At 53.6% G+C, this 21,010-nt stretch carries 20 protein-coding genes; 13 read left to right on the top strand and 7 right to left on the bottom strand.

Annotated features, from left to right (window positions below):
* Window positions 1-118 precede the first annotated feature (118 nt).
* Complete coding sequence (locus OGV79_RS20505) at window positions 119-355, bottom strand: DUF1435 domain-containing protein (RefSeq protein ID WP_080516675.1); 237 nt, start codon at window positions 353-355, stop codon at window positions 119-121.
* Between the two features lie 252 nt (window positions 356-607).
* Between OGV79_RS20505 and OGV79_RS20510 the strand changes: the two genes are divergently transcribed.
* Both OGV79_RS20510 and fhuF read left to right on the top strand, forming a co-directional pair.
* Complete coding sequence (locus OGV79_RS20510) at window positions 608-1,675, top strand: GGDEF domain-containing protein (protein WP_012134209.1); 1,068 nt, start codon at window positions 608-610, stop codon at window positions 1,673-1,675.
* Window positions 1,676-1,797: 122 nt separating this feature from the next.
* Window positions 1,798-2,586 (top strand): siderophore-iron reductase FhuF, encoded by a 789-nt coding sequence (gene fhuF, locus OGV79_RS20515; protein ID WP_115626327.1) that lies wholly within the window; start codon window positions 1,798-1,800, stop codon window positions 2,584-2,586.
* Window positions 2,587-2,616: 30 nt separating this feature from the next.
* Here fhuF and OGV79_RS20520 read toward each other — a convergent pair whose 3' ends face one another.
* The gene (locus OGV79_RS20520; protein WP_024130738.1) at window positions 2,617-3,960 is read right to left on the bottom strand and encodes a PTS sugar transporter subunit IIC; all 1,344 of its coding nucleotides are present in this window, start codon (window positions 3,958-3,960) and stop codon (window positions 2,617-2,619) included.
* Window positions 3,961-4,323: 363 nt separating this feature from the next.
* On the opposite strand from OGV79_RS20520, the gene OGV79_RS20525 reads away from it, so the two are divergent.
* The gene (locus OGV79_RS20525) at window positions 4,324-4,782 is read left to right on the top strand and encodes a YbaK/EbsC family protein (protein ID WP_012134213.1); all 459 of its coding nucleotides are present in this window, start codon (window positions 4,324-4,326) and stop codon (window positions 4,780-4,782) included.
* A 64-nt stretch (window positions 4,783-4,846) separates the two neighbouring features.
* Here the strand turns inward: OGV79_RS20525 and bglJ are convergent, their stop codons facing one another.
* The gene (gene bglJ, locus OGV79_RS20530) at window positions 4,847-5,515 is read right to left on the bottom strand and encodes a DNA-binding transcriptional activator BglJ (protein ID WP_049008312.1); all 669 of its coding nucleotides are present in this window, start codon (window positions 5,513-5,515) and stop codon (window positions 4,847-4,849) included.
* Entirely contained in the window at window positions 5,476-6,198 is a 723-nt protein-coding gene (locus OGV79_RS20535; protein ID WP_058668534.1) for a LuxR C-terminal-related transcriptional regulator, read from the bottom strand. Before OGV79_RS20535 ends, bglJ begins: the two co-directional genes overlap by 40 nt.
* Window positions 6,199-6,767: 569 nt before the next feature.
* Here OGV79_RS20535 and OGV79_RS20540 point away from each other — a divergent pair.
* From OGV79_RS20540 to OGV79_RS20570, 7 genes are all read left to right on the top strand, one after another.
* Window positions 6,768-7,544 (top strand): threonine/serine exporter family protein, encoded by a 777-nt coding sequence (locus OGV79_RS20540; protein ID WP_047459113.1) that lies wholly within the window; start codon window positions 6,768-6,770, stop codon window positions 7,542-7,544.
* Window positions 7,535-8,008 carry a threonine/serine exporter gene (locus OGV79_RS20545; protein ID WP_012134217.1) on the top strand — a complete coding sequence of 158 codons (474 nt, stop codon included), beginning with the start codon at window positions 7,535-7,537 and terminating at the stop codon, window positions 8,006-8,008. The genes OGV79_RS20540 and OGV79_RS20545 overlap by 10 nt, the downstream gene beginning before the upstream one ends.
* A 124-nt stretch (window positions 8,009-8,132) precedes the next feature.
* Window positions 8,133-8,672 (top strand): primosomal protein DnaT, encoded by a 540-nt coding sequence (dnaT, locus tag OGV79_RS20550; RefSeq protein WP_115182027.1) that lies wholly within the window; start codon window positions 8,133-8,135, stop codon window positions 8,670-8,672.
* Between the two features lie 2 nt (window positions 8,673-8,674).
* The gene (dnaC, locus tag OGV79_RS20555; protein WP_049008305.1) at window positions 8,675-9,412 is read left to right on the top strand and encodes a replicative helicase loader DnaC; all 738 of its coding nucleotides are present in this window, start codon (window positions 8,675-8,677) and stop codon (window positions 9,410-9,412) included.
* A gap of 63 nt (window positions 9,413-9,475) precedes the next feature.
* Window positions 9,476-9,967: a YjjA family protein gene (locus OGV79_RS20560; protein ID WP_058668533.1), complete on the top strand. Its 492-nt coding sequence runs from the start codon at window positions 9,476-9,478 to the stop codon at window positions 9,965-9,967.
* A 254-nt stretch (window positions 9,968-10,221) separates the two neighbouring features.
* Window positions 10,222-12,513, top strand: coding sequence for a phosphatidylglycerol--membrane-oligosaccharide glycerophosphotransferase (opgB, locus tag OGV79_RS20565; protein WP_200053696.1), 2,292 nt, complete (start codon window positions 10,222-10,224; stop codon window positions 12,511-12,513).
* Between the two features lie 65 nt (window positions 12,514-12,578).
* A complete protein-coding gene (locus OGV79_RS20570) occupies window positions 12,579-13,094 on the top strand; it encodes a GNAT family N-acetyltransferase (protein WP_286468871.1) in 516 nt (171 codons plus the stop codon).
* A gap of 196 nt (window positions 13,095-13,290) precedes the next feature.
* On the opposite strand, the gene tsr is transcribed toward OGV79_RS20570, so the two are convergent.
* Window positions 13,291-14,955 carry a methyl-accepting chemotaxis protein gene (tsr, locus tag OGV79_RS20575; RefSeq protein ID WP_012134223.1) on the bottom strand — a complete coding sequence of 555 codons (1,665 nt, stop codon included), beginning with the start codon at window positions 14,953-14,955 and terminating at the stop codon, window positions 13,291-13,293.
* Between the two features lie 366 nt (window positions 14,956-15,321).
* On the opposite strand from tsr, the gene btsT reads away from it, so the two are divergent.
* The 3 genes from btsT (at window position 15,322) to yjiA (ending at window position 18,775) form a co-directional block, all read left to right on the top strand.
* The gene (btsT, locus tag OGV79_RS20580; protein WP_047459136.1) at window positions 15,322-17,472 is read left to right on the top strand and encodes a pyruvate/proton symporter BtsT; all 2,151 of its coding nucleotides are present in this window, start codon (window positions 15,322-15,324) and stop codon (window positions 17,470-17,472) included.
* Between the two features lie 131 nt (window positions 17,473-17,603).
* The gene (locus OGV79_RS20585; protein WP_024130742.1) at window positions 17,604-17,807 is read left to right on the top strand and encodes a YbdD/YjiX family protein; all 204 of its coding nucleotides are present in this window, start codon (window positions 17,604-17,606) and stop codon (window positions 17,805-17,807) included.
* Between the two features lie 11 nt (window positions 17,808-17,818).
* Complete coding sequence (yjiA, locus tag OGV79_RS20590; RefSeq protein ID WP_286468873.1) at window positions 17,819-18,775, top strand: GTPase; 957 nt, start codon at window positions 17,819-17,821, stop codon at window positions 18,773-18,775.
* A 106-nt stretch (window positions 18,776-18,881) separates the two neighbouring features.
* Here the strand turns inward: yjiA and OGV79_RS20595 are convergent, their stop codons facing one another.
* Both OGV79_RS20595 and OGV79_RS20600 read right to left on the bottom strand, forming a co-directional pair.
* Window positions 18,882-19,946: a DUF2955 domain-containing protein gene (locus tag OGV79_RS20595; protein ID WP_286468874.1), complete on the bottom strand. Its 1,065-nt coding sequence runs from the start codon at window positions 19,944-19,946 to the stop codon at window positions 18,882-18,884.
* Window positions 19,936-21,003 (bottom strand): HlyD family secretion protein, encoded by a 1,068-nt coding sequence (locus OGV79_RS20600; protein ID WP_012134228.1) that lies wholly within the window; start codon window positions 21,001-21,003, stop codon window positions 19,936-19,938. Before OGV79_RS20600 ends, OGV79_RS20595 begins: the two co-directional genes overlap by 11 nt.
* Window positions 21,004-21,010 lie beyond the last annotated feature (7 nt).

Raw genomic sequence — 21,010 nt, forward strand, 5'->3', positions numbered from 1 at the left:
GGCGGAATTGGTAGACGCGCTAGCTTCAGGTGTTAGTGTCCTTACGGACGTGGGGGTTCAAGTCCCCCCCCTCGCACCAATTATCTTATTTCCCTTCTCTGCTTTACGTCTTGTTTGTTCATCCCTGATTCAAATTCATCATAACCAGCACCATGCCGCTGATCAGCGCGACGCATGACGGCAGCAGGACGAAATGCCGTAAGCGTTTGTGATACAGCATCAACGAAGTCAGTAGTAATCCTAATACAATCAGTACCTTCCATGCGTCAATGGAGAGGCCGGCAAACGCCAGTCCGGTAATAAAAATACCCGGCAACAATATCCCCCATCCACTGCCCAGTGTACGCTGCAACATGGCTTTACCTCTGATACCGATAATGATAACCAATAGCATATGATAAAATTTCTCATTTGTCAGCAGTTCGTCACACTTCCTTGCATGAGATTGTCTTAACAATTGATGACATGAATTCAGCAAGGTGATAGATTGGGCAGTGGTTAACTTACAAACAATAAAAACGTTTATTTATGCGGGCTTTTTCCCGCACGTTATTTTTCATTTTGGCCCCAACCAGCGTAATTCATAGATAAATAACGACATTCAGATATGACAGCTCAATCCTGGCGCGCGCTACGCACCAAAAAATATCAATTCTCTTTACGCCTTTTTCTGTTTCTCAATGCGGTGTCCGGGCTGTTTACGCTTGTCTTTCCTCTTTATGAGGTCAGGGCTGTCTCAGTCCCGGCAATACTGCTCTTTGTTGCAAGTACGTTACTTCTGATATGGCACGGAAAATATACGCATAAAAAGATTAATATCCCCTTTATTTCTGTTATATCAGGCATATTGTGGGCCTGGCATATCACACTGAAATATAATGCTATGAACCATAGCGATTATACTTTTCTACTCATCGCCCTTCTCTGCGTGTTATTTATTGGCTCCATCGCCTTTGCTAATAATATCATTGCGTTTACGTTCCATTCATTGCCTTCAGTTCTGGCCTGCCTGTGGCTTAATGGCAGCGAACACGGCATACGGATTATTTATCTCATGGCGCTCCCGATGGCGGGCATTGCCATCCAGCATGTTATTCAAAAACGCTATGACGATTTCGCTCAACAACTGATGTACAAACTGCTGGAAGAGAGAGAAACGCTGAACGGGCTGAGTATGCTCGATCCTTTGACTGGCCTGTATAATCGCCGCGGCCTGCAAAATAAGCTGAATACGCTCCTTGCTCTGGAAACGCACGAAGAACACTACGTATTGCTGCTGGATATCGATCACTTCAAAGCTTATAACGATCACTATGGGCACATGATGGGCGACCAGGCTCTCATTCGCGTTTCAGCCGCGATTCGTGACGCTGTCCGTTCCCGGGATATTGTCACCCGTTTTGGCGGCGAAGAGTTTATGGTCCTGCTGACCGCGACCGATCCACAGGAGGCGCGCACGACCGCCGAACGTATTCGCCAGAAGGTCTACGATCTCAAAATCCCACATATGTTTAATGTCAGCGTGGCGACCAATGTCACCATCAGCGTTGGCATCGCGCCGCTACTGGGTCAGGACATGGAGGCTGCAATCGTCAAGGCAGATAAAGCGCTGTATGAAGCCAAAAACCTGGGGCGCAACAACATTCTTGCGAGTGACGAACTGCGTACGGTCTGACACAGGGCGATATCATCGTGCTACCGCGCACAGCGTCACGACAAAGCGCTTGCCATCGACTATCGCTATCATTAGGATTAGCAATCATTATCATTTAGATTACTATCCTTATATACAGCGCTATGCCTTACCGTTCCGCACCGATCATTGAAGATATCACCTGGCGAGCCCATCTCCAGCCTGAGATGCCCTCGCTGGCTGAAGCCGTGCGTGAAACGATAACCCGGACACGCGAACATCTGCTTGATTTTATTCGGCTGGACGAACCGCACCCAACGGGCGCCATGACACTGGCGCAGTGGGCTCGACCGGGTACGATGCGCTCCCTGCTGGCTATCTATTCCGACCATATTTATCGTCATCAACCGACGCAACCACGCGAAAATAAGCCGCTCATTTCGCTTTGGGCGCAATGGTATATCGGTCTGATGGTACCGCCTCTGATGCTTGCCCTGCTCACCCAGGAAAGGGCCATTGACGTTTCGCCCGAGCACATGCACGTTGAGTTCCACGAAACCGGACGCGCAGCCTGTTTTTGGGTTGATGTGCATCAGGACGAGCGGGCAACCGCGCATTCTCCTCAACAGAGAATGGAAACGCTGATCGTCTCTGCGCTGATGCCGGTCGTTCAGGCGCTGGAATCAACCGGCGATATTAACGGTAAGCTTATCTGGAGTAACACCGGGTATCTGATCAACTGGTATCTGACCGAAATGAAACCGCTACTTGGCGAAGCATTGCTGGCAACGCTGCGCCAGAGCTGCTTCTTCGAAAAGCAACTTTCCAGCGGCCAGGATAACCCGCTGTGGCGTACCGTCGTCCCTCGCGAAGGTCTGCTGGTGCGCCGAACCTGCTGTCAACGCTACCGGTTGCCAGACGTTCAGCAATGCGGTGACTGTACGCTGAAATAAACAAGGCGCCGCAGCGCCTTGTTCAACACGTCAGGCCATCTGCTGGCTCTCCTCTTCTGCACGCCCGGCTTCTTCTGCCTCTTGCGCCAGAAGCTGCTTCTCATAAACCTTAAAGAACGGGAAGTATATGATGGCGGACACCAGCGCCAGTATGACCACCAGGATCGCCGCACGATAGTCCCAGCCCAGTGCCCACGCAGCGCCAACCGGTGCGGGCGCAGTCCACGGCACCACGGAAATCACCCGCCCAATCAGATCCAGTTTCATCGCCGCCCACGCCAGCACGGCGTTCACCATTGGCGCCAGCAGGAACGGGATAAAGAACACCGGGTTCATCACAATCGGCGTCCCGAAAATAACCGGTTCGTTGATATTAAAGATACTCGGCACGACGCTTAAGCGGCCAATAGAGCGCAAATGTACGGAACGGCTGCGTAAATAACAAATCACCAGCCCCATCGTGGCGCCAGAACCGCCAATGACGATGAAGAAAGTCCAGAAGGCTTCCATGAAAATGTGCGGCAACGGCGCCCCCTGCGCCAACGCGGTCTGGTTCATACCGAGATTGGTCAGCCAGAACATTTGCAGCATCCCGGAGACAATCGCTGCTCCGTGAATCCCCGCAAACCACAGCAGATGCCCAATCAGCACCGCCAGCAAAATAGCGGGCAATGAATCCGCAGCGGAAACCAGCGGTTTAAAGATCGCCATGATCGCCTGTGGGATCAGCATATCGAACTGCGACTGGATCGCCAGGCTCAGCGGATACAAGGTCAGAACCACCACCAGCACCGGAATCAGCAGATCAAAGGAGTTCTTGATCATCGGCGGCACCTGGTCGGGCAGGCGAATGCCAATGTTATGCGCCTTCAGGAAGCGCATCATTTCAACACAGTAAATCGCCACCAGAATCGCGGTAAAAATCCCCGTTCCGCCCAGGCTGTCAACCGGCATAGTGCCGTTTGTTTTTGGCGCGGCAACCAGCAAGAAGGCCATGATCGAGAGCATGGCGCACATAAACGGATCTAACTGATGCGATTTAACATAGTGTTTGCCCAGGTTATAGGCAATGGCCGCACAGATATAGATGGACATGATCCCCATCGTCATATCAAACGGCGTCAAAATCTGGCTTTCAAACTGTTTCGCCAGCGCCAGCCAGCCACGGGCAAATCCCCAGGTGGTGTCCGGTGAGAAAGGAGGATAGGCGAAAACCAGCAGGAAGGAGCCGACAATCATAAACGGCATTGCCGAAATGAAACCATCACGAATAGCCATAACATGACGTTGTGAGGAAATACGTCCGGCAACGGGACTCACGTAGTTTTCGACAAACCGAAAAATCACATTAAACACAGCATGGTTGGTAGACATAGCGTTCTCCTGTCAGTCAAAACAACATAGACGTGCTGGCAGCAGCACCGCCGTGTAAGGGTCCATTACTACTTTTCGCGACCGCGCCGGGGAGAACACCAGCGATACAGCAGAGAGAATGAAGTTTCATAAATGGCTCTTATTATGTGATACAGAGGAAGTGACAGGTTCAGTATTAATCCCCGCCCGCCGGACTGCAACCGGTTACTGTAACCGGTTTCCGTGAATGTGAAGACGATCGAAAAATCGCTCATGCTGCTGGTTTATTACATAAATTATTTACAGTGCCGCTTTCCTTATGACAAATTACGCCACGCGGTTTTCTGAAAAACAGGACTGCTAATACAGCGTCAGGAGAAAAGAATGAGTCTGCAATCGGTACGGCAGTTTCTGGCCGAACGTGCCCCGGATATTGAAATCATCGAATTAAATCAGAGTACGGCGACGGTGGAACTGGCAGCGAAAGCGCATAATGTCGCGCCAGGACAGATAGCGAAAACGCTTTCGCTTAAGGTGAAAGACGACATTATTCTGGTTGTCGCCAAAGGCGATGCCCGTCTGGACAATAAGAAACTCAAGAGCACGTTTGGCGCGAAAGCGCGAATGCTCAGCAGCGATGAAGTCGTGATCGCCACAGGGCACCCGGTCGGCGGTGTCTGCCCTTTCGGGCTGGAAACGCCTCTGCCCGTCTATTGCGACGTCTCATTAAAACATTATGCTGAAGTCTTACCAGCAGCAGGGGCAACGCACAGTGCAGTCCGAATTTCCCCCGACAGAATGGCAGAACTCACTTCAGCAACCTGGATTGATGTGTGCCAGTGATGCTATTTGTGCCCGGGCGATAAACCCGGCACAAGCAACCTGTAAATACAGAGCGACTACAGAATTACGCGGATAAGCGACCCGGCTTTTCGGCGCGCAGAGACAGCAGGATATCCGCCGCATCAAGCAATCCGGCATCTGAGCTGACGCCCAGTTTAGACATCACATTAAATTTATGGGCGCGAATCGTCTTGATATTGCGTTCCAGCTGGACGGCTATCTGTGGCATCGAATAACCATTCGACATAAAACGCAGAATTTCACGCTCAGTGGGGCTTATCATTCGACTCTGATTGAGATACCAGAGGTTCAGAGTGTGTTCCGTCACCTCTCGCTTACTGTTCAATAATAAAAAGAGCTTTTCCTGCAAACTGGCCAGTGACGACGCTTTACTTAAGACCCCATCTAACGGCGAAGGCGACAGCGAATCAATTAACCGGGCTTCCGCATCATCATCCGCGATGACCAGTCGGCGCACACGAGGAAAATTCACAGCCAGTTCCGCCAGATAAGCCAGCCCCATCCGGCGATCTTCCCGCATCGCAGAAAGTGAAAAAATAACGACGGAAAAGGGAGTACTTAACATCGCTTTCTGGAAAGCAGATTGAGTTGGAAAAATATGAAGTTTATATTGGCAATCAGGAAACGCGTCAAATAAACTTTTCATTCCAATACTGCTCATTACGCACTTCTCTATGAGTGCGACATTTCCCTTGGCAATTCTGTTTTCCATTCAGTAGCATCTCCATAAACTGAAGGTAAATTCAATTCTCTTGCTCCCTGAGAACTGTTTATCCAGGCATACATCTCAGCATTGCTGTGTATTGACAGACGCCGCATCGCACTGTTTTTCTGCGCGCTAATCGTTTTATTACTCTTCTTAAGCAACATCGCTATCTGATTAATCCCCCAACCCTTACCCAGAAGCCGTAACACTTTCCGTTCCGACAGCGTAAGAACAACCGGACGATGGCCAAAACTCGAGACGTCTGGCAGAGCGGGAGATAGCAGCGTCTTACTGATCCTGTCCGTATGGGCATTGCCTGCTTCAATCACGTTTACCAGATTCTCAACCGGTTCAACGTCAGACAGCAACGTACTGAAGGGGCTCATCAGAAGCTCAATCGCCTGTGAGTAAAACGCACGGGAAACAAGAAATATCCAGTGAATATCATGGTATTGAGATAATAAAGCGTAAAATTGCTCGCAGACAGCGCGGGGATGTTTACATTCTCCCGTTAAATCCGTAATCACTACATCGGAGCGGCGCAGCTGCATTAATGTCAGTTCTTCTACGGAACGGCAGTACATCAGTTCATAAGCAGGGAAATGGCCCTGCACCACCTCTTTTAACCCCGTCTGTATAACAGGTATTTTACTGATAATAATTATGTTTTTGCGGCATCCTGGCAACATATCTCCTCCATATCCACAGGTCTCCCCTCCTGTTCACTCATTAATAAATAATATAATTAATGAGAAAAACAGACGTGGTAATAGACGAAGTGAATTGTTTATCCTTGGCTTTTATTTGAAATGTTATAGCAATAACGACTCTATACAATGATCCGCATAGTATAAAATCACCAAACTATTATTGCATAATTACCGCTAAAAATAATTGCGGTACAATTAAATTAACTAAATTAGATCATTAGCATTTCTAACATATGCAAGGGGAATTTAATAAACTCACGCTATGTTTCGCATCAGATAGTTATGCTTTCAGGAAGCACAAGAAAAGAATATCGTCTCATTAATTTCAGAGGTTACAGACGATACTTCATTCCCTGTCATTTACGTCCGACGTAAGGCATTCAATATACTGCAATTATGACATTCAGCGACTGATTGTCTGGCATCCTGCCTCTTTTTTCATCACAAAATTGATCTTAGCCAGAGCCAAAAGGGTCGGGCTTCATGATACAAAGAAGACTTTCGTCATTCAGATGGTACGCAACGCGTCTTTTCAGTCAGGGCGAGTCATGCAAACAGAGCAGTCGTTACAGCGAACGGTTACACGGTTATGTATTCAATGCGGGCTTTTTTTACTGCAACACGGCGCGGAGAGCGCGCTGGTTGATGAACTCTCCACCCGCCTGGGGCTGGCGTTAGGGATGGACAGCGTGGAAAGCGCCATCTCCTCCAACGCTATCGTTCTCACCACCATTAAAGATGGGCAGTGTCTGACATCGACACGTAAGAACCAGGATCGCGGCATTAATATGCACGTTGTCACGGAGGTGCAGCATATTGTCATCCTGGCCGAACATAATTTGCTGGATATAAAAGGCGTAGAGAAGCGCTTTAGCCAGCTCAGACCGTTGCGCTACCCGCGATGGCTGGTGTCGCTGATGGTCGGGCTTTCCTGCGCCTGTTTCTGCAAACTGAATAACGGCGGATGGGATGGCGCGGTGATCACCTTTTTCGCCAGCATGGTGGCGATGTATATTCGCCAGATGCTGGCGCACCGGCATTTACACCCACAAATCAACTTTTGCGTCACCGCTTTTGTCGCCACCACCATTTCCGGCCTGTTGCTTCGCTTGCCCACTTTCAGCCATACCCCGACCATCGCCATGGCCGCCAGCGTCTTACTGCTGGTGCCGGGGTTTCCGCTGATTAATTCCGTCGCGGATATGTTTAAGGGCCACATTAATACCGGTCTGGCGCGCTGGGCGATTGCCAGTCTGTTAACGCTGGCGACGTGCGTCGGCGTGGTGATGTCGATGACGCTGTGGGGGCTACGCGGATGGGTGTAATCGATTTTCTTCTGGCGCTGATGCAGGACATGATTCTCTCCGCAATCCCGGCAGTGGGCTTTGCGATGGTGTTCAACGTGCCGCACCGGGCGCTCCCTTGGTGTGCGTTGCTCGGCGCGCTGGGCCACGGCTCACGCATGGTGATGATGACCGCCGGGTTTAATATCGAATGGTCGACATTTATGGCCTCGCTGCTGGTAGGGAGCATCGGCATTCAGTGGTCGCGCTGGTATCTGGCGCACCCCAAAGTCTTTACCGTTGCGGCAGTCATCCCGATGTTTCCGGGGATATCCGCCTATACGGCAATGATATCCGCCGTCAAAATCAGCCACTTTGGCTACAGCGAACCGTTGATGATCACATTGCTGACCAATTTCCTGAAAGCCTCCTCTATTGTCGGCGCGCTTTCCATCGGGCTTTCCGTTCCCGGTCTGTGGCTGTATCGCAAACGCCCACGGGTGTAATTCTTTTCTCCCTGCGCTCAGGCAGGGTGAGGCCGCTTTCCCTCACCCTGCCGATATCTCCCGTCTGTGTGTTACTATAAAAACAGTATTCCTTCTCGGTTGTGGTTCCCTGTTGAGAAACATTATGTCTTCCAGAATTTTGACCCCGGACGTCATCGGTATTGACGCCTTATTACACGATCACAACGCGGTGCTGGCAAAATCGGCAAGCGGCGCGGTGGCGGTCTTCGCCAATAACGCGCCCGCGTTTTATGCCGTGACGCCGGCACGTCTGGCGGAACTGCTGGCACTGGAGGAAAAGTTATCGCACCCGGGAAGCGATGTCACACTGGATGCTCAACTCTACGAAGACTCCCAGGCCGCGCCTGTGGCCGTTCCGCTGGGGAAATTCGCCATGTACGCAGACTGGCAGCCGGATGCTGACTTCCAGCGGCAGGCCGCGCTGTGGGGCGTCGCGCTAAGGGAACCCGTCACCGCCGAAGAGCTGGCCTCGTTTGTGGCTTACTGGCAAGCGGAAGGTAAGATTTTTCACCACATCCAGTGGCAGCAAAAGCTGGCGCGCAGCGTGCAAATCAGCCGGGCCAGTAACGGCGGTATGCCGAAACGTGATGTGAACAACGTCAGCGAACCTGACGACCATATTCCACCTGGTTTTCGAGGGTAACGATGAAAAACGTTGGCGACCTGATGAAACGTCTGCAAAAAATGATGCCAGCAAATGTTGAGCCTGCATTCAAAACGGGCGAAGAACTGCTGGCATGGCAGAAAGAGCAAGGCGAAATGCGTGCGGCAGCGCTGGCGCGTGAAAACCGGGCGATGAAAATGCAGCGCACGTTCAACCGTTCCGGCATCCGTCCGCTGCATCAAAACTGCTCGTTTGATAACTATCGTGTTGAGAACGACGGGCAGATGAACGCGCTGAGCAAAGCGCGGCAGTACGTCGAAGAGTTCGACGGCAACATCGCCAGCTTTATCTTTTCGGGCAAACCCGGCACCGGGAAAAACCATCTCGCGGCGGCAATCTGCAATGAACTGCTGCTGCGCGGAAAATCGGTTTTGATCATTACCGTCGCCGATATTATGTCCGCGATGAAAGGCACCTTTAGCAATCGCGAAACCAGCGAAGAGCAGTTGCTCAACGATCTCAGCAATGTGGATCTGCTGGTGATCGACGAGATCGGCATGCAGACCGAATCCCGCTATGAAAAAGTGATCATCAACCAGATCGTCGATCGCCGCTCATCATCCAAACGCCCTACCGGGATGTTAACCAACAGCAATATGGATGAGATGACCAAACTCCTTGGCGAACGCGTAATGGATCGTATGCGTCTGGGCAACAGCCTATGGGTGATCTTCAACTGGGAAAGCTACCGTAGCCGCGTCACCGGCAAAGAGTATTAAGACCATTCCGACCCAGGCAAGCGCTATACTGCGACGAAAGGTACACACACACGAGTCATAACGATGAAAACCACAAAACGTCTTCTGTGCTGCGCGGTTGCCGCCAGCGCGTTTATCGCCACCAGCGCTTTCGCCGCGTCCTGGCAGGATTCTCTCTCCAGCGCCGCCAGCGAACTGAGCAAACAAAGCAGCTCTTCACAGCAGGGCGGCATGTCGCTGTCTTCTCTGACCAGCCTGCTGAATGGCGGCAATCAGGCATTAAGCGCTGATAACATGAACAACGCGGCAGGTATTTTGCAGTATTGCGCGAAACAGAAACTGACTTCCGTTACCGATGCGGAAAACGTTAAAAACCAGGTGCTGGATAAACTGGGACTTGGCGCCGCCGAACAGAAGCAGGACACCAATTATCTGGATGGCATTCAGGGTCTGCTGAATACCCAAAACGGCGAACAGCTTAGCCTGGATAACATTGGCAGCACGCCGCTGGCGGAAAAAGTGAAAACCAAAGCCTGCGACCTGGTGTTAAAACAGGGGATGAACTTCATTTCCTGATGCGCCAACATGCCGCGTTTCAACCGTTTAGCGTTGAGCGCGGCCTGACCTCTCTCTTTCTACTTCTCTCTGTCTCGCCTTCCCCGCATCACGGGAAGTGACGACGATCAAAAAAGCCAGGTTCTAAACCAATTCTTAATCACTGCACATTTTAATGTCACCATAATTGCAGCAATATGACATCGCCATTACATTGTATGTCCTGAAAAGAGATTACGCCGCCTGCCGAATGCAGGTTTATTGAGGATCATCAGTTGTCTGAGTTACTTTCCATCGCCCTGTTTCTCGCGTCCGTGCTGATTTATGCGTGGAAAGCGGGTCGCAACACCTGGTGGTTTGCCGCCATTTTAGCGGTACTTGGGCTTTTTGTTGTCTTAAATATTACGCTCTATGCCAGTGATTACTTTACCGGTGACGGCATTAACGATGCGGTTCTCTACACGCTGACCAACAGCCTGACGGGTGCCGGCGTCAGCAAATATATTCTGCCCGGCGCCGGCATCGTACTTGCGCTGGCCGCCGTATTTGGCGCGTTAGGCTGGGTTCTGCGCAGGCGTCGCCACCATCCTCACCATTTTGGCTACAGCCTGCTGGCGCTCTTACTGGCGCTGGGATCGGTGGATGCCAGCCCGGCATTTCGCCAGATCTCCGAACTGGTCAAATCCCAGTCGCGCGATGGCGACCCGGACTTCCCGGCTTATTACAAAGAACCGTCGAAAACGATCCCGAATCCGCAGCTCAACCTGGTCTATATCTACGGTGAAAGCCTGGAGCGCACCTATTTTGATAACGATGCCTTCCCGGATCTCACGCCGGAACTCGGCGCGCTGAAAAACGAAGGGCTGGATTTCAGCCACACCATGCAATTGCCGGGCACAGATTACACCATCGCCGGAATGGTCGCCTCGCAGTGCGGCATCCCGCTGTTTGCGCCGTTTGAAGGCAACGCGTCGGCTTCCGTATCCAGCTTCTTCCCGCAGAATATCTGCCTGGGCGATATCCTGAAAAACTCCGGCTATCAGAACTATTTTGTGCAGGGCGCAAATCTGCGTTTCGCCGGAAAAGACGTGTTCCTCAAATCCCACGGCTTCGACCACCTGTATGGTGCGGAAGAGTTAAAAACCGTGGTGGCTGACCCGAGCTATCGTAACGACTGGGGCTTTTACGACGATACGGTGCTCGACGAGGCATGGAAAAAGTTTGAAGAACTCTCTCGCTCCGGCCAGCGTTTCTCGCTGTTTACGCTGACGGTGGATACTCACCACCCGGACGGGTTTATCTCACGCACCTGTAACCGCAAGCGTTACGACTTCGACGGTAAGCCGAACCAGTCCTTTAGCGCCGTCAGTTGCAGCCAGGAGAATATCGCCGAATTTATCAATAAAATCAAAGCATCGCCGTGGTTTAAAAATACCGTCATCGTGGTTTCTTCCGACCATCTGGCGATGAACAACACCGCGTGGAAGTACCTGAACAAACAGGATCGCAACAACCTGTTCTTTGTGCTGCGAGGCGACCAGCCTCAGCAGGATACGCTGGCGGTGAAACGCAACACGATGGATAACGGCGCGACCGTGCTGGATATTCTGGGCGGGGATAACTTTATCGGCCTGGGGCGCAGCAGCCTCTCCGGTCAGTCGCTGTCGGAAGTCTTCCTGAACAGCAAAGAGAAGATCCTGGCGATGAAGCCGGACATTATTCGCCTGTGGAACTTCCCGAAAGAGATGAAGGATTTTACCGTCGATCGGGATAAAGACATGATCGCTTTCTCAGGGAGCCACTTCCGCCTGCCGCTGCTGTTGCGGGTGTCGGATAAGCGCGTCGAACCGCTGCCGGAAAGTGAATACTCTGCCCCGCTGCGTTTCCAGCTGGCTAATTTTGCCCCGCGCGATAACTTCGTCTGGGTCGATCGCTGCTACAAAATGGCGCAGCTGTGGGCGCCGGAGCTGGCGCTCTCCACCGACTGGTGCGTTTCACAAGGGCAACTGGGCGGGCAACAAAGCATCCAGCACGTCGATAAAGCACAGTGGAAAGGCAAAACGGCGTTTAAAGATACGGTTATCGATATGGAGCGTTACAAAGGCAACGTTGATACGTTGAAGATCGTCGATAACGACATTCGTTATAAAGCCGACAGTTTTATCTTTAACGTGGCTGGCGCGCCGGAAGAGGTGAAGCAGTTCAGCGGGATTTCACGACCGGAATCGTGGGGGCGCTGGTCTAATGCGCAACTGGGTGATGAGGTGAAGATTGAATACAACACGCCGTTACCGAAGAAATTCGATCTGGTGATCACCGCCAAAGCCTTTGGCGCGAATGCTAATCGCCCTATTCCTGTTCGCGTAGGCAAGGAAGAACAGACGCTGGTGTTAGAGAACGAAGTCACCACAACAACGCTGCATTTTGATAACCCGTCAAATGCCAGTACGCTGGTGATTGTGCCGCCCGACCCGGTATCGACCAATGAAGGCAATATTCTCGGCCACTCCCCGCGTAAGCTGGGTATCGGGATGGTTGAGATTAAAGTGGTGAATGCCGAAGGCTAAATTTAGTACAGGCCCGATAACACAACGTTTATCGGGTCTGCGCAATCCACGCTATACTCCCGCGCATGAAGATGACTTTTCGCCCTACCACGCTGGCTGATATCACCGTCATGCCCGCCATTGAACGCTCTGCGGGTCAACGCTTTCGGGACGTGCCTGCGCTGACATGGATAGCCGACGGCCCTGTTATTTCAGTTGAACAACACCGGGAGCACGCCGCAAAAGGATTGAGCTGGCTGGCGCTGGCCGATGAGCGTCCTGTCGGTTTTTTACTGGCCGAAGCGCTGGATTCATCGCTGTTTATCGCCGAGGTGTCTCTGCTGCGTGAATGGCAGGGGAAAGGCATTGGTCGTCAACTGATTGCGTATGTCGCGGAGCAGGCGCGCAGCAGCGGTTTTGATGCGCTGACGCTTACCACCTTTCGGGATGTGGCGTGGAATGCGCCGCTCTATGCGCGAATGGGATTTGTGGTGCTGGATGATGAGCACCTGTCGCCAGGGTTACGTCAAAAGCGAGAGGAAGAAGCGGCGCACGGTCTGGCGTATGAATCACGCTGCGCCATGCGCCTGAGGCTGGTTTGAAGCGCCCGATGGCGGCTGTCGCCTTATCGGGCCTACATAGCACCGCATCCATACCGTAGGCCGGATAAGCGTTAGCGCCATCCGGCATCACAGCAGCTCCCTGCCCGTAGGCCGGATAAGCGCCAGCGCCATCCGGCATCACAGCAGCTCCCTGCCCGTAGGCCGGATAAGCGCCAGCGCCATCCGGCATGACGGCTTAGAAGGTTTCCCAGTTATCGCCGCTATCCGCGACGGCTGCTTTACGCGGCAGTACAGACGCAGAAGCCGGTTTCACCGCTGCGGCATCACGCGCACGCTGCTGTTCCTGCTGAATGCGGAATACGGCAACGGCCTGCGTCAAGCGGCTGGCCTGCTCTTCCAGCGCGGCAGCGGCGGCGGCAGACTCTTCCACCAGCGAGGCGTTCTGCTGGGTAACGCGATCCATCTCCGCTACCGCCAGGCCAACCTGGTCGATACCACGGCTTTGCTCATCAGATGCCGAGGCGATTTCCCCCATGATATCGGTCACACGCGTCACCGCGTTCACGATTTCATCCATCGTTTCACCGGCGCTTTCGACCAGCGTTGAGCCCACATCCACACGGCTGACGGAGTCTTCAATCAGGCTCTTGATCTCACGCGCCGCCTGTGCACTGCGTTGCGCCAGGTTGCGAACTTCACCCGCTACCACGGCAAAACCACGACCCTGTTCACCCGCACGCGCCGCTTCTACCGCCGCGTTCAGCGCCAGGATGTTGGTCTGGAAAGCAATACCGTCGATCACACTGATGATGTCGGCAATTTTCTGCGAACTGGAAGCAATATCACGCATCGTTTGCACGACGTTATCCACCACTTTACCGCCTTTCTGCGCGGTTTCAGACGCGCTCAATGCCAGATGGCTGGCCTGGCGCGCGTTCTCGGCGTTCTGTTTCACCGTGGCGGTCAGCTCTTCCATGCTGGCGGCGGTCTCTTCCAGAGAGGCGGCCTGCTGTTCAGTACGGGAAGAGAGATCGTTGTTGCCCATCGCGATTTCGCTGGCACCGCTGTAAATCGCATTCGCGCCGTTACGCACATCACCGACGGTACGAACCAGCTCGCCCTGCATATGACGCAGGCTCTGCGCCAGTTGTCCCATTTCGTTAGAGCCTTCCACATCAATGCGTTTCACCAGATCGCCGTTCGCAATATGACGAATACTTTCGATCAGACGGTTCATCGGCGCGATCAGGGAGAGCTTAATACCGAACCAGACGGCGACGATCACCAGCAGCACAACGATTAACACGCTCGCCAGTACCCACATCGCCTGGCTGTATGAACGGTTATTATCTTCTACCGCAATGTCATACAGACGATCGTTCTGCTGCATGTAGTTAACATACTGCTTCTCAAAACCGTCCTGATAACCCTGAGTGGGCTGATCGAAGAAGTCGTTGATCTTACCTGCGCCCAACAGCTGGATCAGCTCCGCCAGCGCATTGTGGTAGATATCGTAGTTACGCTTGATCTCCACTGCCGCCGTTTCACTCTGGCGCGGATCGCGAGGCAACGCCTCGTACTCAGCCCAGTGTTTTTCCGCCAGTTTCAGAGAGGTCGTCGCAATTTGCATCAGATCGGTAACGGTCGCGCCGCTGCCAATATTGTTCTGATCCATCATGTAACGGATACCCGCCCGGTTCAGGGTGTTTCGCGTTTGCAGCAGCGCAACCCAGCTGGCGTTCAGCGTGGACTGTTGCTGACGAATGGTTTGCAGAACGGTGAAGTTCTCTTTGTCATTCTTCAATGAGTTAAAGAACAAACCGCCTGAGGTGAGTTGTAAAAGGCCAAATATTGCCAGGACCAGCAGCAAACTGGTCACAATCTTGATTCGTTTTAACATGTTTTCTCTTTCCGCTAGACAGATACCAGAATTTTCGGCCTGGAAAGGGAAAACTTTACCGAATTCGTACTGGTTGGGACGATATCGGCACGAATGATTCTCCGTTCACGATCGACGAAAAAGAAATGCTGGATTTTAATTAGTGATCTCAATCACATAAATGGCCACATCCCGCCGTCGGAAAAACCACTCACTGACACTCCTGACCGCTTAAGCCCACATATAACCACTCACTTATTTACCTTACTTTACGCGCGCGTATCTCTGGCAGGATCACCTCAGCATAGCAGTCAATTTACCTCCTCAAACACAGACTCAAACCCAACGGCTTCGGCCAATTATTAATCTTAAAAACCAGGTTTTACTATGGATACGAAAAAGATATTCAAGCACATACCCTGGGTGATTCTTGGAATCATCGGTGCATTCTGCCTCTCGGTCGTCGCCTTACGCAGAGGTGAGCACGTCAGCGCCCTGTGGATCGTGGTCGCTTCCGTCTCTGTTTATCTGGTGGCTTATCGCTACTACAGCCTGTACATCGCCCAGAAGGTGATGAAACTCGACCCAACGCGTGCTACGCCTGCGGTCATTAATAACGACGGCCTGAACTACGTCCCGACAAACCGTTACGTACTGTTTGGTCACCACTTTGCCGCTATCGCTGGCGCCGGCCCGCTGGTCGGCCCGGTTCTGGCCGCGCAAATGGGCTACCTGCCGGGTACGCTGTGGCTGCTGGCGGGCGTAGTGCTGGCCGGTGCGGTACAGGACTTCATGGTGCTGTTTATCTCTTCCCGCCGTAACGGCGCGTCTCTCGGTGAGATGATCAAAGAAGAGATGGGCCCGGTGCCGGGCACCATCGCCCTGTTCGGCTGCTTCTTAATCATGATCATCATCCTCGCGGTACTGGCGCTGATCGTGGTAAAAGCACTGGCCGAAAGCCCGTGGGGCGTCTTCACCGTTTGCTCCACCGTACCTATCGCGCTGTTTATGGGGATCTACATGCGCTTCCTGCGTCCGGGACGTGTGGGTGAAGTCTCCGTTATTGGCATCGTGCTGCTGGTTGCCTCTATTTACTTCGGCGGCGTGATTGCGCACGACCCGTACTGGGGCCCGGCGCTGACCTTTAAAGACACCACCATTACCTTCGCGCTGATCGGTTACGCGTTTATTTCCGCACTGCTGCCGGTATGGCTGATCCTCGCCCCGCGCGACTATCTGGCAACCTTCCTGAAAATCGGCGTTATCGTCGGTCTGGCGCTGGGGATTCTGATCCTCAACCCAGAGCTGAAAATGCCGGCGATGACCCAGTACATCGACGGTACTGGCCCGCTGTGGAAAGGCGCGCTGTTTCCGTTCCTGTTCATCACCATCGCCTGTGGCGCGGTATCTGGCTTCCACGCGCTGATCTCTTCCGGTACGACGCCGAAACTGCTGGCTTGTGAAACCGACGCGCGTTTCATCGGCTATGGCGCAATGCTGATGGAGTCTTTCGTGGCGATCATGGCGCTGGTTGCGGCGTCTATCATCGAACCGGGTCTCTACTTCGCGATGAACACCCCGCCAGCGGGCCTCGGTATCACCATGCCGAACCTGCACGAAATGGGTGGCGAGAACGCGCCGCTGATTATGGCGCAGCTGAAAGACGTCACCGCACACGCGGCGGCAACCGTCAGCTCCTGGGGCTTTGTGATTTCGCCTGAGCAGATCCTGCAAACCGCGAAAGACATCGGAGAGCCGTCGGTACTGAACCGCGCAGGTGGCGCACCGACGCTGGCAGTCGGTATCGCTCACGTATTCCACAAAGTGTTGCCGATGGCTGATATGGGCTTCTGGTATCACTTCGGTATTCTGTTCGAAGCGCTGTTCATCCTGACCGCGCTGGATGCAGGCACCCGCTCCGGCCGCTTTATGTTGCAGGATCTGCTGGGTAACTTCGTCCCGTTCCTGAAGAAAACCGACTCTCTGGTTGCTGGCGTCATCGGTACTGCGGGTTGTGTCGGTCTGTGGGGCTACCTGCTGTATCAGGGCGTGGTTGATCCGCTGGGCGGCGTTAAGAGCCTGTGGCCGCTGTTCGGTATCTCCAACCAGATGCTGGCCGCCGTGGCGCTGGTTCTGGGCACCGTGGTACTGGTTAAAATGCAGCGCACCAAATACATCTGGGTTACCGTTATCCCGGCAGTATGGCTGCTGATCTGCACCACCTGGGCGCTGGGTCTGAAACTGTTCAGCACCAACCCGCAGATGGAAGGCTTCTTCTACATGGCTAACCAGTACAAAGAGAAGATTGCCAACGGCAGCGAACTGACCGCGCAGCAAATTGCCAATATGAACCACATCGTCGTGAACAACTACACCAACGCAGGCCTGAGTATTCTGTTCCTGGTAGTGGTGTACAGCATCATCTTCTATGGGTTCCGTACCTGGCAGAAAGCCCGCACCATCAACGGTCGTACCGATAAAGAGACGCCGTATGTACCGGTGCCGGAAGGCGGCGTGAAGACCTCTTCACACCATTAATCGGATGCCGGGTGGCGCTACGCTTACCCGGCCTACAAAATGCAGTTAACGTAGGCCGGATAAGGCGCAAGCCGCCATCCGGCAAAACCAACGCCCGGTTCGCTGGGCTTTATTCATATCTGGATGAGAAAATGTTTGGTAACTTAGGTCAGGCAAAAAAATATCTCGGCCAGGCGGCGAAGATGTTGATTGGCATTCCAGACTACGACAACTATGTCGAGCATATGCAAACCAACCATCCAGACAAGCCGTACATGAGCTATGAAGAATTCTTCCGCGAGCGCCAGCAGGCACGTTACGGCGGCGACGGAAAAGGCGGCATGCGCTGCTGTTAATGGAGGCACTGATGACCCCGATTGCAGTTACCCTACTCACCGGTTTTCTCGGCGCGGGTAAAACCACCCTGCTGCGCCACATTCTTAACGAAAAACACGGCTACAAGATTGCCGTTATCGAAAACGAATTCGGCGAAGTTTCCGTTGACGATCAGCTGATTGGCGATCGCGCCACCCAGATCAAAACCCTGACCAACGGCTGCATTTGCTGCACCCGCTCCAGTGAACTGGAAGACGCACTGTTAGACCTGCTCGACAACCTCGACCAGGGCAATATCCATTTCGACCGTCTGGTGATTGAGTGCACCGGCATGGCCGACCCCGGCCCGATCATTCAGACCTTTTTCTCCCATGACGTGATTTGCCAGCGCTACCTGCTGGACGGCGTGATTTCGCTGGTCGATGCGGTACACGCCGACAAGCAGATGAACCAGTTCACCATCGCCCAGTCGCAGGTCGGTTATGCCGACCGCATCCTGCTGACCAAAACCGACGTGGCGGGAGTTAGCGAAAAACTGCGCGAACGCTTAGCGCGCATCAACGCCCGCGCCCCGGTTTACACCGTCACGCACGGCGATATCGACCTCTCCCTGTTGTTCGACACCAACGGCTTTATGCTGGAGGAGAACGTGGTCAGCGCCACACCGCGCTTCCACTTTATCGCCGACAAACAAAACGATATCTCATCAATTGTGGTGGAGCTGGATTATCCGGTAGACATCAGCGACGTTTCCCGCGTCATGGAAAACCTGCTGCTGGAGTCCGCCGAGAAACTGTTGCGCTACAAAGGAATGCTATGGATTGAAGGCGAACCGAACCGCCTGCTGTTCCAGGGCGTCCAGCGCCTGTACAGCGCCGACTGGGACCGCCCGTGGGGCGACGAACAGCCGCACAGCACGCTGGTGTTTATCGGTATTCAACTGCCGGAAGACGAGATCAGAGCCGCGTTTGCGGGGCTGAAGAAGTAACCCTCATTCTGGATTGCCCGGTGGCGCTGCGCTTACCGGGCCTGGAAATCCCGCTCCTTGTAGGCCGGATAAGGCGAAGCCGCCATCCGGCACTCACTCCCCCCACTCACTCAGTAATCACAAACCGCGTCGCTGCAAAGCAGTTGAGGATGCGGTGGACCAGAAACACCATCGTCAGCGTCGCTACCAGCGCGACGGTGACTGAAGTGATGCGGTACAGATCGCTGAACACCAGGTCCTGATCCGGGTGCAGGTTCTGGCCGAACATAATGCCGATGGTGGTGATACTGGCAAAACCGACGCCCGCGCCGACCTTTTCCATCACATGCAGACGAGCGCTGAAGCCTAGCCCGAGACCGATCAGCGGCATCATCAGCAGCATATGGTTGCTGAAGTCATAAATAAGCAGTTGCACCAGCAGAATATAGAGACAGGCCAGCACCACGCCGACGACGCGCCAGATAGAGCTGATCACCGCGCCACGATAGTGCATCGGAAACAAAATCAAAATTCCCGCCATCAGCGCCGACAACGAATCGCTCAAATCGCAGATCTGGAAAATCACAAAGATCATCGTCGCCACGGTGCCGGAAAGCAGCGATTCATGGCGAATACGGGCATCATCCTTCTCAATACGCGGCGGCGGCTGACGCGGTTCGACATCCGGGATCAGATAGTGCAGCAGCGCGCTCAGGGCTACCGCCATCACGCAGGCCTCCATATTGGAGAACATCAGCGTATGCCAGTTGGTGCCAGGGTAACTCATAAAGTTGAGCATCGTGCTCTGGCACACCACGCCCATCGAACCGAGCAAAAACAGCGGCCCCCTGCTCATAAAACGAAAGCGCATCACGTACAGGACAAACACCACCAGCGTCATAATTACCGGCCACTGCGAGAGATAGCCGACAATCAACACCATTTCAACGCAGTTCACCGCCGCGCTGAATACAAACTGACGAGCCACATGGCGGTTAAACACCGGCACCAGCGACAACAGCATCAGCGGATAAACCACAAAAAAGACGCCGTACTGCACGTTGTAGAAGGTCGAGATACTCAGCGCTATCGTCCCGGCAACGGAAATACGCACAGTCTGGCGAAAATCATTGGCGGTGTAGACAATGTTCCCGTGCGGCGTAAAGACGTGGGCCAGGGTGTTAATAGACATAGTGAAGCCAGCTTACCAGGTGGATCTGCGCCCCTGCAAAGGTGCGGGCAAACATCCCCTCGCTGTTATACAACTGCACCGTAGCGCGGGCACCGGTCGGCAGGGGTTTCTCCAGCGGGGTATCCAACGCAACGTGAATGCGCATACGCTGGGCATCGCGCACCCAGCGCGTCGACTGTTCCGGCTGCGACAGCTGTCCGTTAACCGCTTCCTGCCCGGCCAGAATCCCGGCGTCGCTGCTGGTCACATGCGCAGGAAACACTTTGCCCGGCATGGCGTCAAACACCACTGCGGCATCGGTATTTACGCGGGTGTGACGCAGACTTTTCTCACGAAAATCGGCCACAATATCGGTCTGGTTACTGACCAGCGCCATCAAAGGCGTGGCAGCGGTGGCGTAAAGCCCAGGGTTGAGCTGGAGATTGCTCACCGTCCCGTCGGTTTCCGCCCGCACCTTCGTCCAGCCCAGGTTCAGCTGTGCCTCTTCCAGCGCATTGCGGTATTTTTGCAGCGTCACATTGCGACTGTCGTCGCGTTCACCGCGCTGGATCAGCAGGTTCTGGATACTGGCATTCAGCGCAGCCACCGACTGCTCGCTGGTCTGCCAGGTGGTGCGCACTTTATCCAGATCCGACTGCGAAACATTCTGCATCGCACTCAGCCGCTGATAGCGGTCAAGCGTGAGCTTATCGTTGCGGGCGGTGTATTGCGCGGTGCGCAGGTTGGCGCGCGCAGAGGCGATCTGCGCATCCAACTGTTGGTTGCTCAGCTTCGCCTGCTCAAAGGCAATCTGTGCGGCCTCAACTTTATTGATAAACGGCGTTGGGTCCAGTTCATACAACAGGTCGCCCTTTTTCACCTGGCTATTGTTGCGTACGTAGACGTGCGAGACATAGCCGGAGACGCGCGAGGAGACCGGCGTCACCACACGCATCACGGTGGAATCCGGCGTCAGCGGGATCCAGATATCGGCAACAATAAACCAGGCGAATATTGCAAGGAAAGCGGCAATACTCACCCTTACCCAACGGGCAAATTTTTGTTCTGGGGTCATCATAGTTTTT

Origin of the sequence: Citrobacter sp. CK185, assembly GCF_030333565.1 — a bacterium.
Lineage (GTDB): Bacteria > Pseudomonadota > Gammaproteobacteria > Enterobacterales > Enterobacteriaceae > Citrobacter_B > Citrobacter_B koseri.

Bases quoted from the DNA above. Each gene is read 5' to 3' on its own strand.
- OGV79_RS20570 (WP_286468871.1), top strand. From the start codon at position 12,579: ATGAAGATGACTTTTCGCCCTACCACGCTGGCTGATATCACCGTCATG.
- OGV79_RS20540 (WP_047459113.1), top strand. From the start codon at position 6,768: ATGCAAACAGAGCAGTCGTTACAGCGAACGGTTACACGGTTATGTATT.
- OGV79_RS20560 (WP_058668533.1), top strand. From the start codon at position 9,476: ATGAAAACCACAAAACGTCTTCTGTGCTGCGCGGTTGCCGCCAGCGCG.
- OGV79_RS20520 (WP_024130738.1), bottom strand. From the start codon at position 3,960: ATGTCTACCAACCATGCTGTGTTTAATGTGATTTTTCGGTTTGTCGAA.
- OGV79_RS20600 (WP_012134228.1), bottom strand. From the start codon at position 21,003: ATGATGACCCCAGAACAAAAATTTGCCCGTTGGGTAAGGGTGAGTATT.
- OGV79_RS20510 (WP_012134209.1), top strand. From the start codon at position 608: ATGACAGCTCAATCCTGGCGCGCGCTACGCACCAAAAAATATCAATTC.
- OGV79_RS20525 (WP_012134213.1), top strand. From the start codon at position 4,324: ATGAGTCTGCAATCGGTACGGCAGTTTCTGGCCGAACGTGCCCCGGAT.
- tsr (WP_012134223.1), bottom strand. From the start codon at position 14,955: ATGTTAAAACGAATCAAGATTGTGACCAGTTTGCTGCTGGTCCTGGCA.
- dnaC (WP_049008305.1), top strand. From the start codon at position 8,675: ATGAAAAACGTTGGCGACCTGATGAAACGTCTGCAAAAAATGATGCCA.
- fhuF (WP_115626327.1), top strand. From the start codon at position 1,798: ATGCCTTACCGTTCCGCACCGATCATTGAAGATATCACCTGGCGAGCC.
- dnaT (WP_115182027.1), top strand. From the start codon at position 8,133: ATGTCTTCCAGAATTTTGACCCCGGACGTCATCGGTATTGACGCCTTA.
- OGV79_RS20585 (WP_024130742.1), top strand. From the start codon at position 17,604: ATGTTTGGTAACTTAGGTCAGGCAAAAAAATATCTCGGCCAGGCGGCG.
- btsT (WP_047459136.1), top strand. From the start codon at position 15,322: ATGGATACGAAAAAGATATTCAAGCACATACCCTGGGTGATTCTTGGA.
- yjiA (WP_286468873.1), top strand. From the start codon at position 17,819: ATGACCCCGATTGCAGTTACCCTACTCACCGGTTTTCTCGGCGCGGGT.
- OGV79_RS20505 (WP_080516675.1), bottom strand. From the start codon at position 355: ATGTTGCAGCGTACACTGGGCAGTGGATGGGGGATATTGTTGCCGGGT.
- OGV79_RS20595 (WP_286468874.1), bottom strand. From the start codon at position 19,946: ATGTCTATTAACACCCTGGCCCACGTCTTTACGCCGCACGGGAACATT.
- bglJ (WP_049008312.1), bottom strand. From the start codon at position 5,515: ATGGAAAACAGAATTGCCAAGGGAAATGTCGCACTCATAGAGAAGTGC.
- OGV79_RS20545 (WP_012134217.1), top strand. From the start codon at position 7,535: ATGGGTGTAATCGATTTTCTTCTGGCGCTGATGCAGGACATGATTCTC.
- OGV79_RS20535 (WP_058668534.1), bottom strand. From the start codon at position 6,198: ATGTTGCCAGGATGCCGCAAAAACATAATTATTATCAGTAAAATACCT.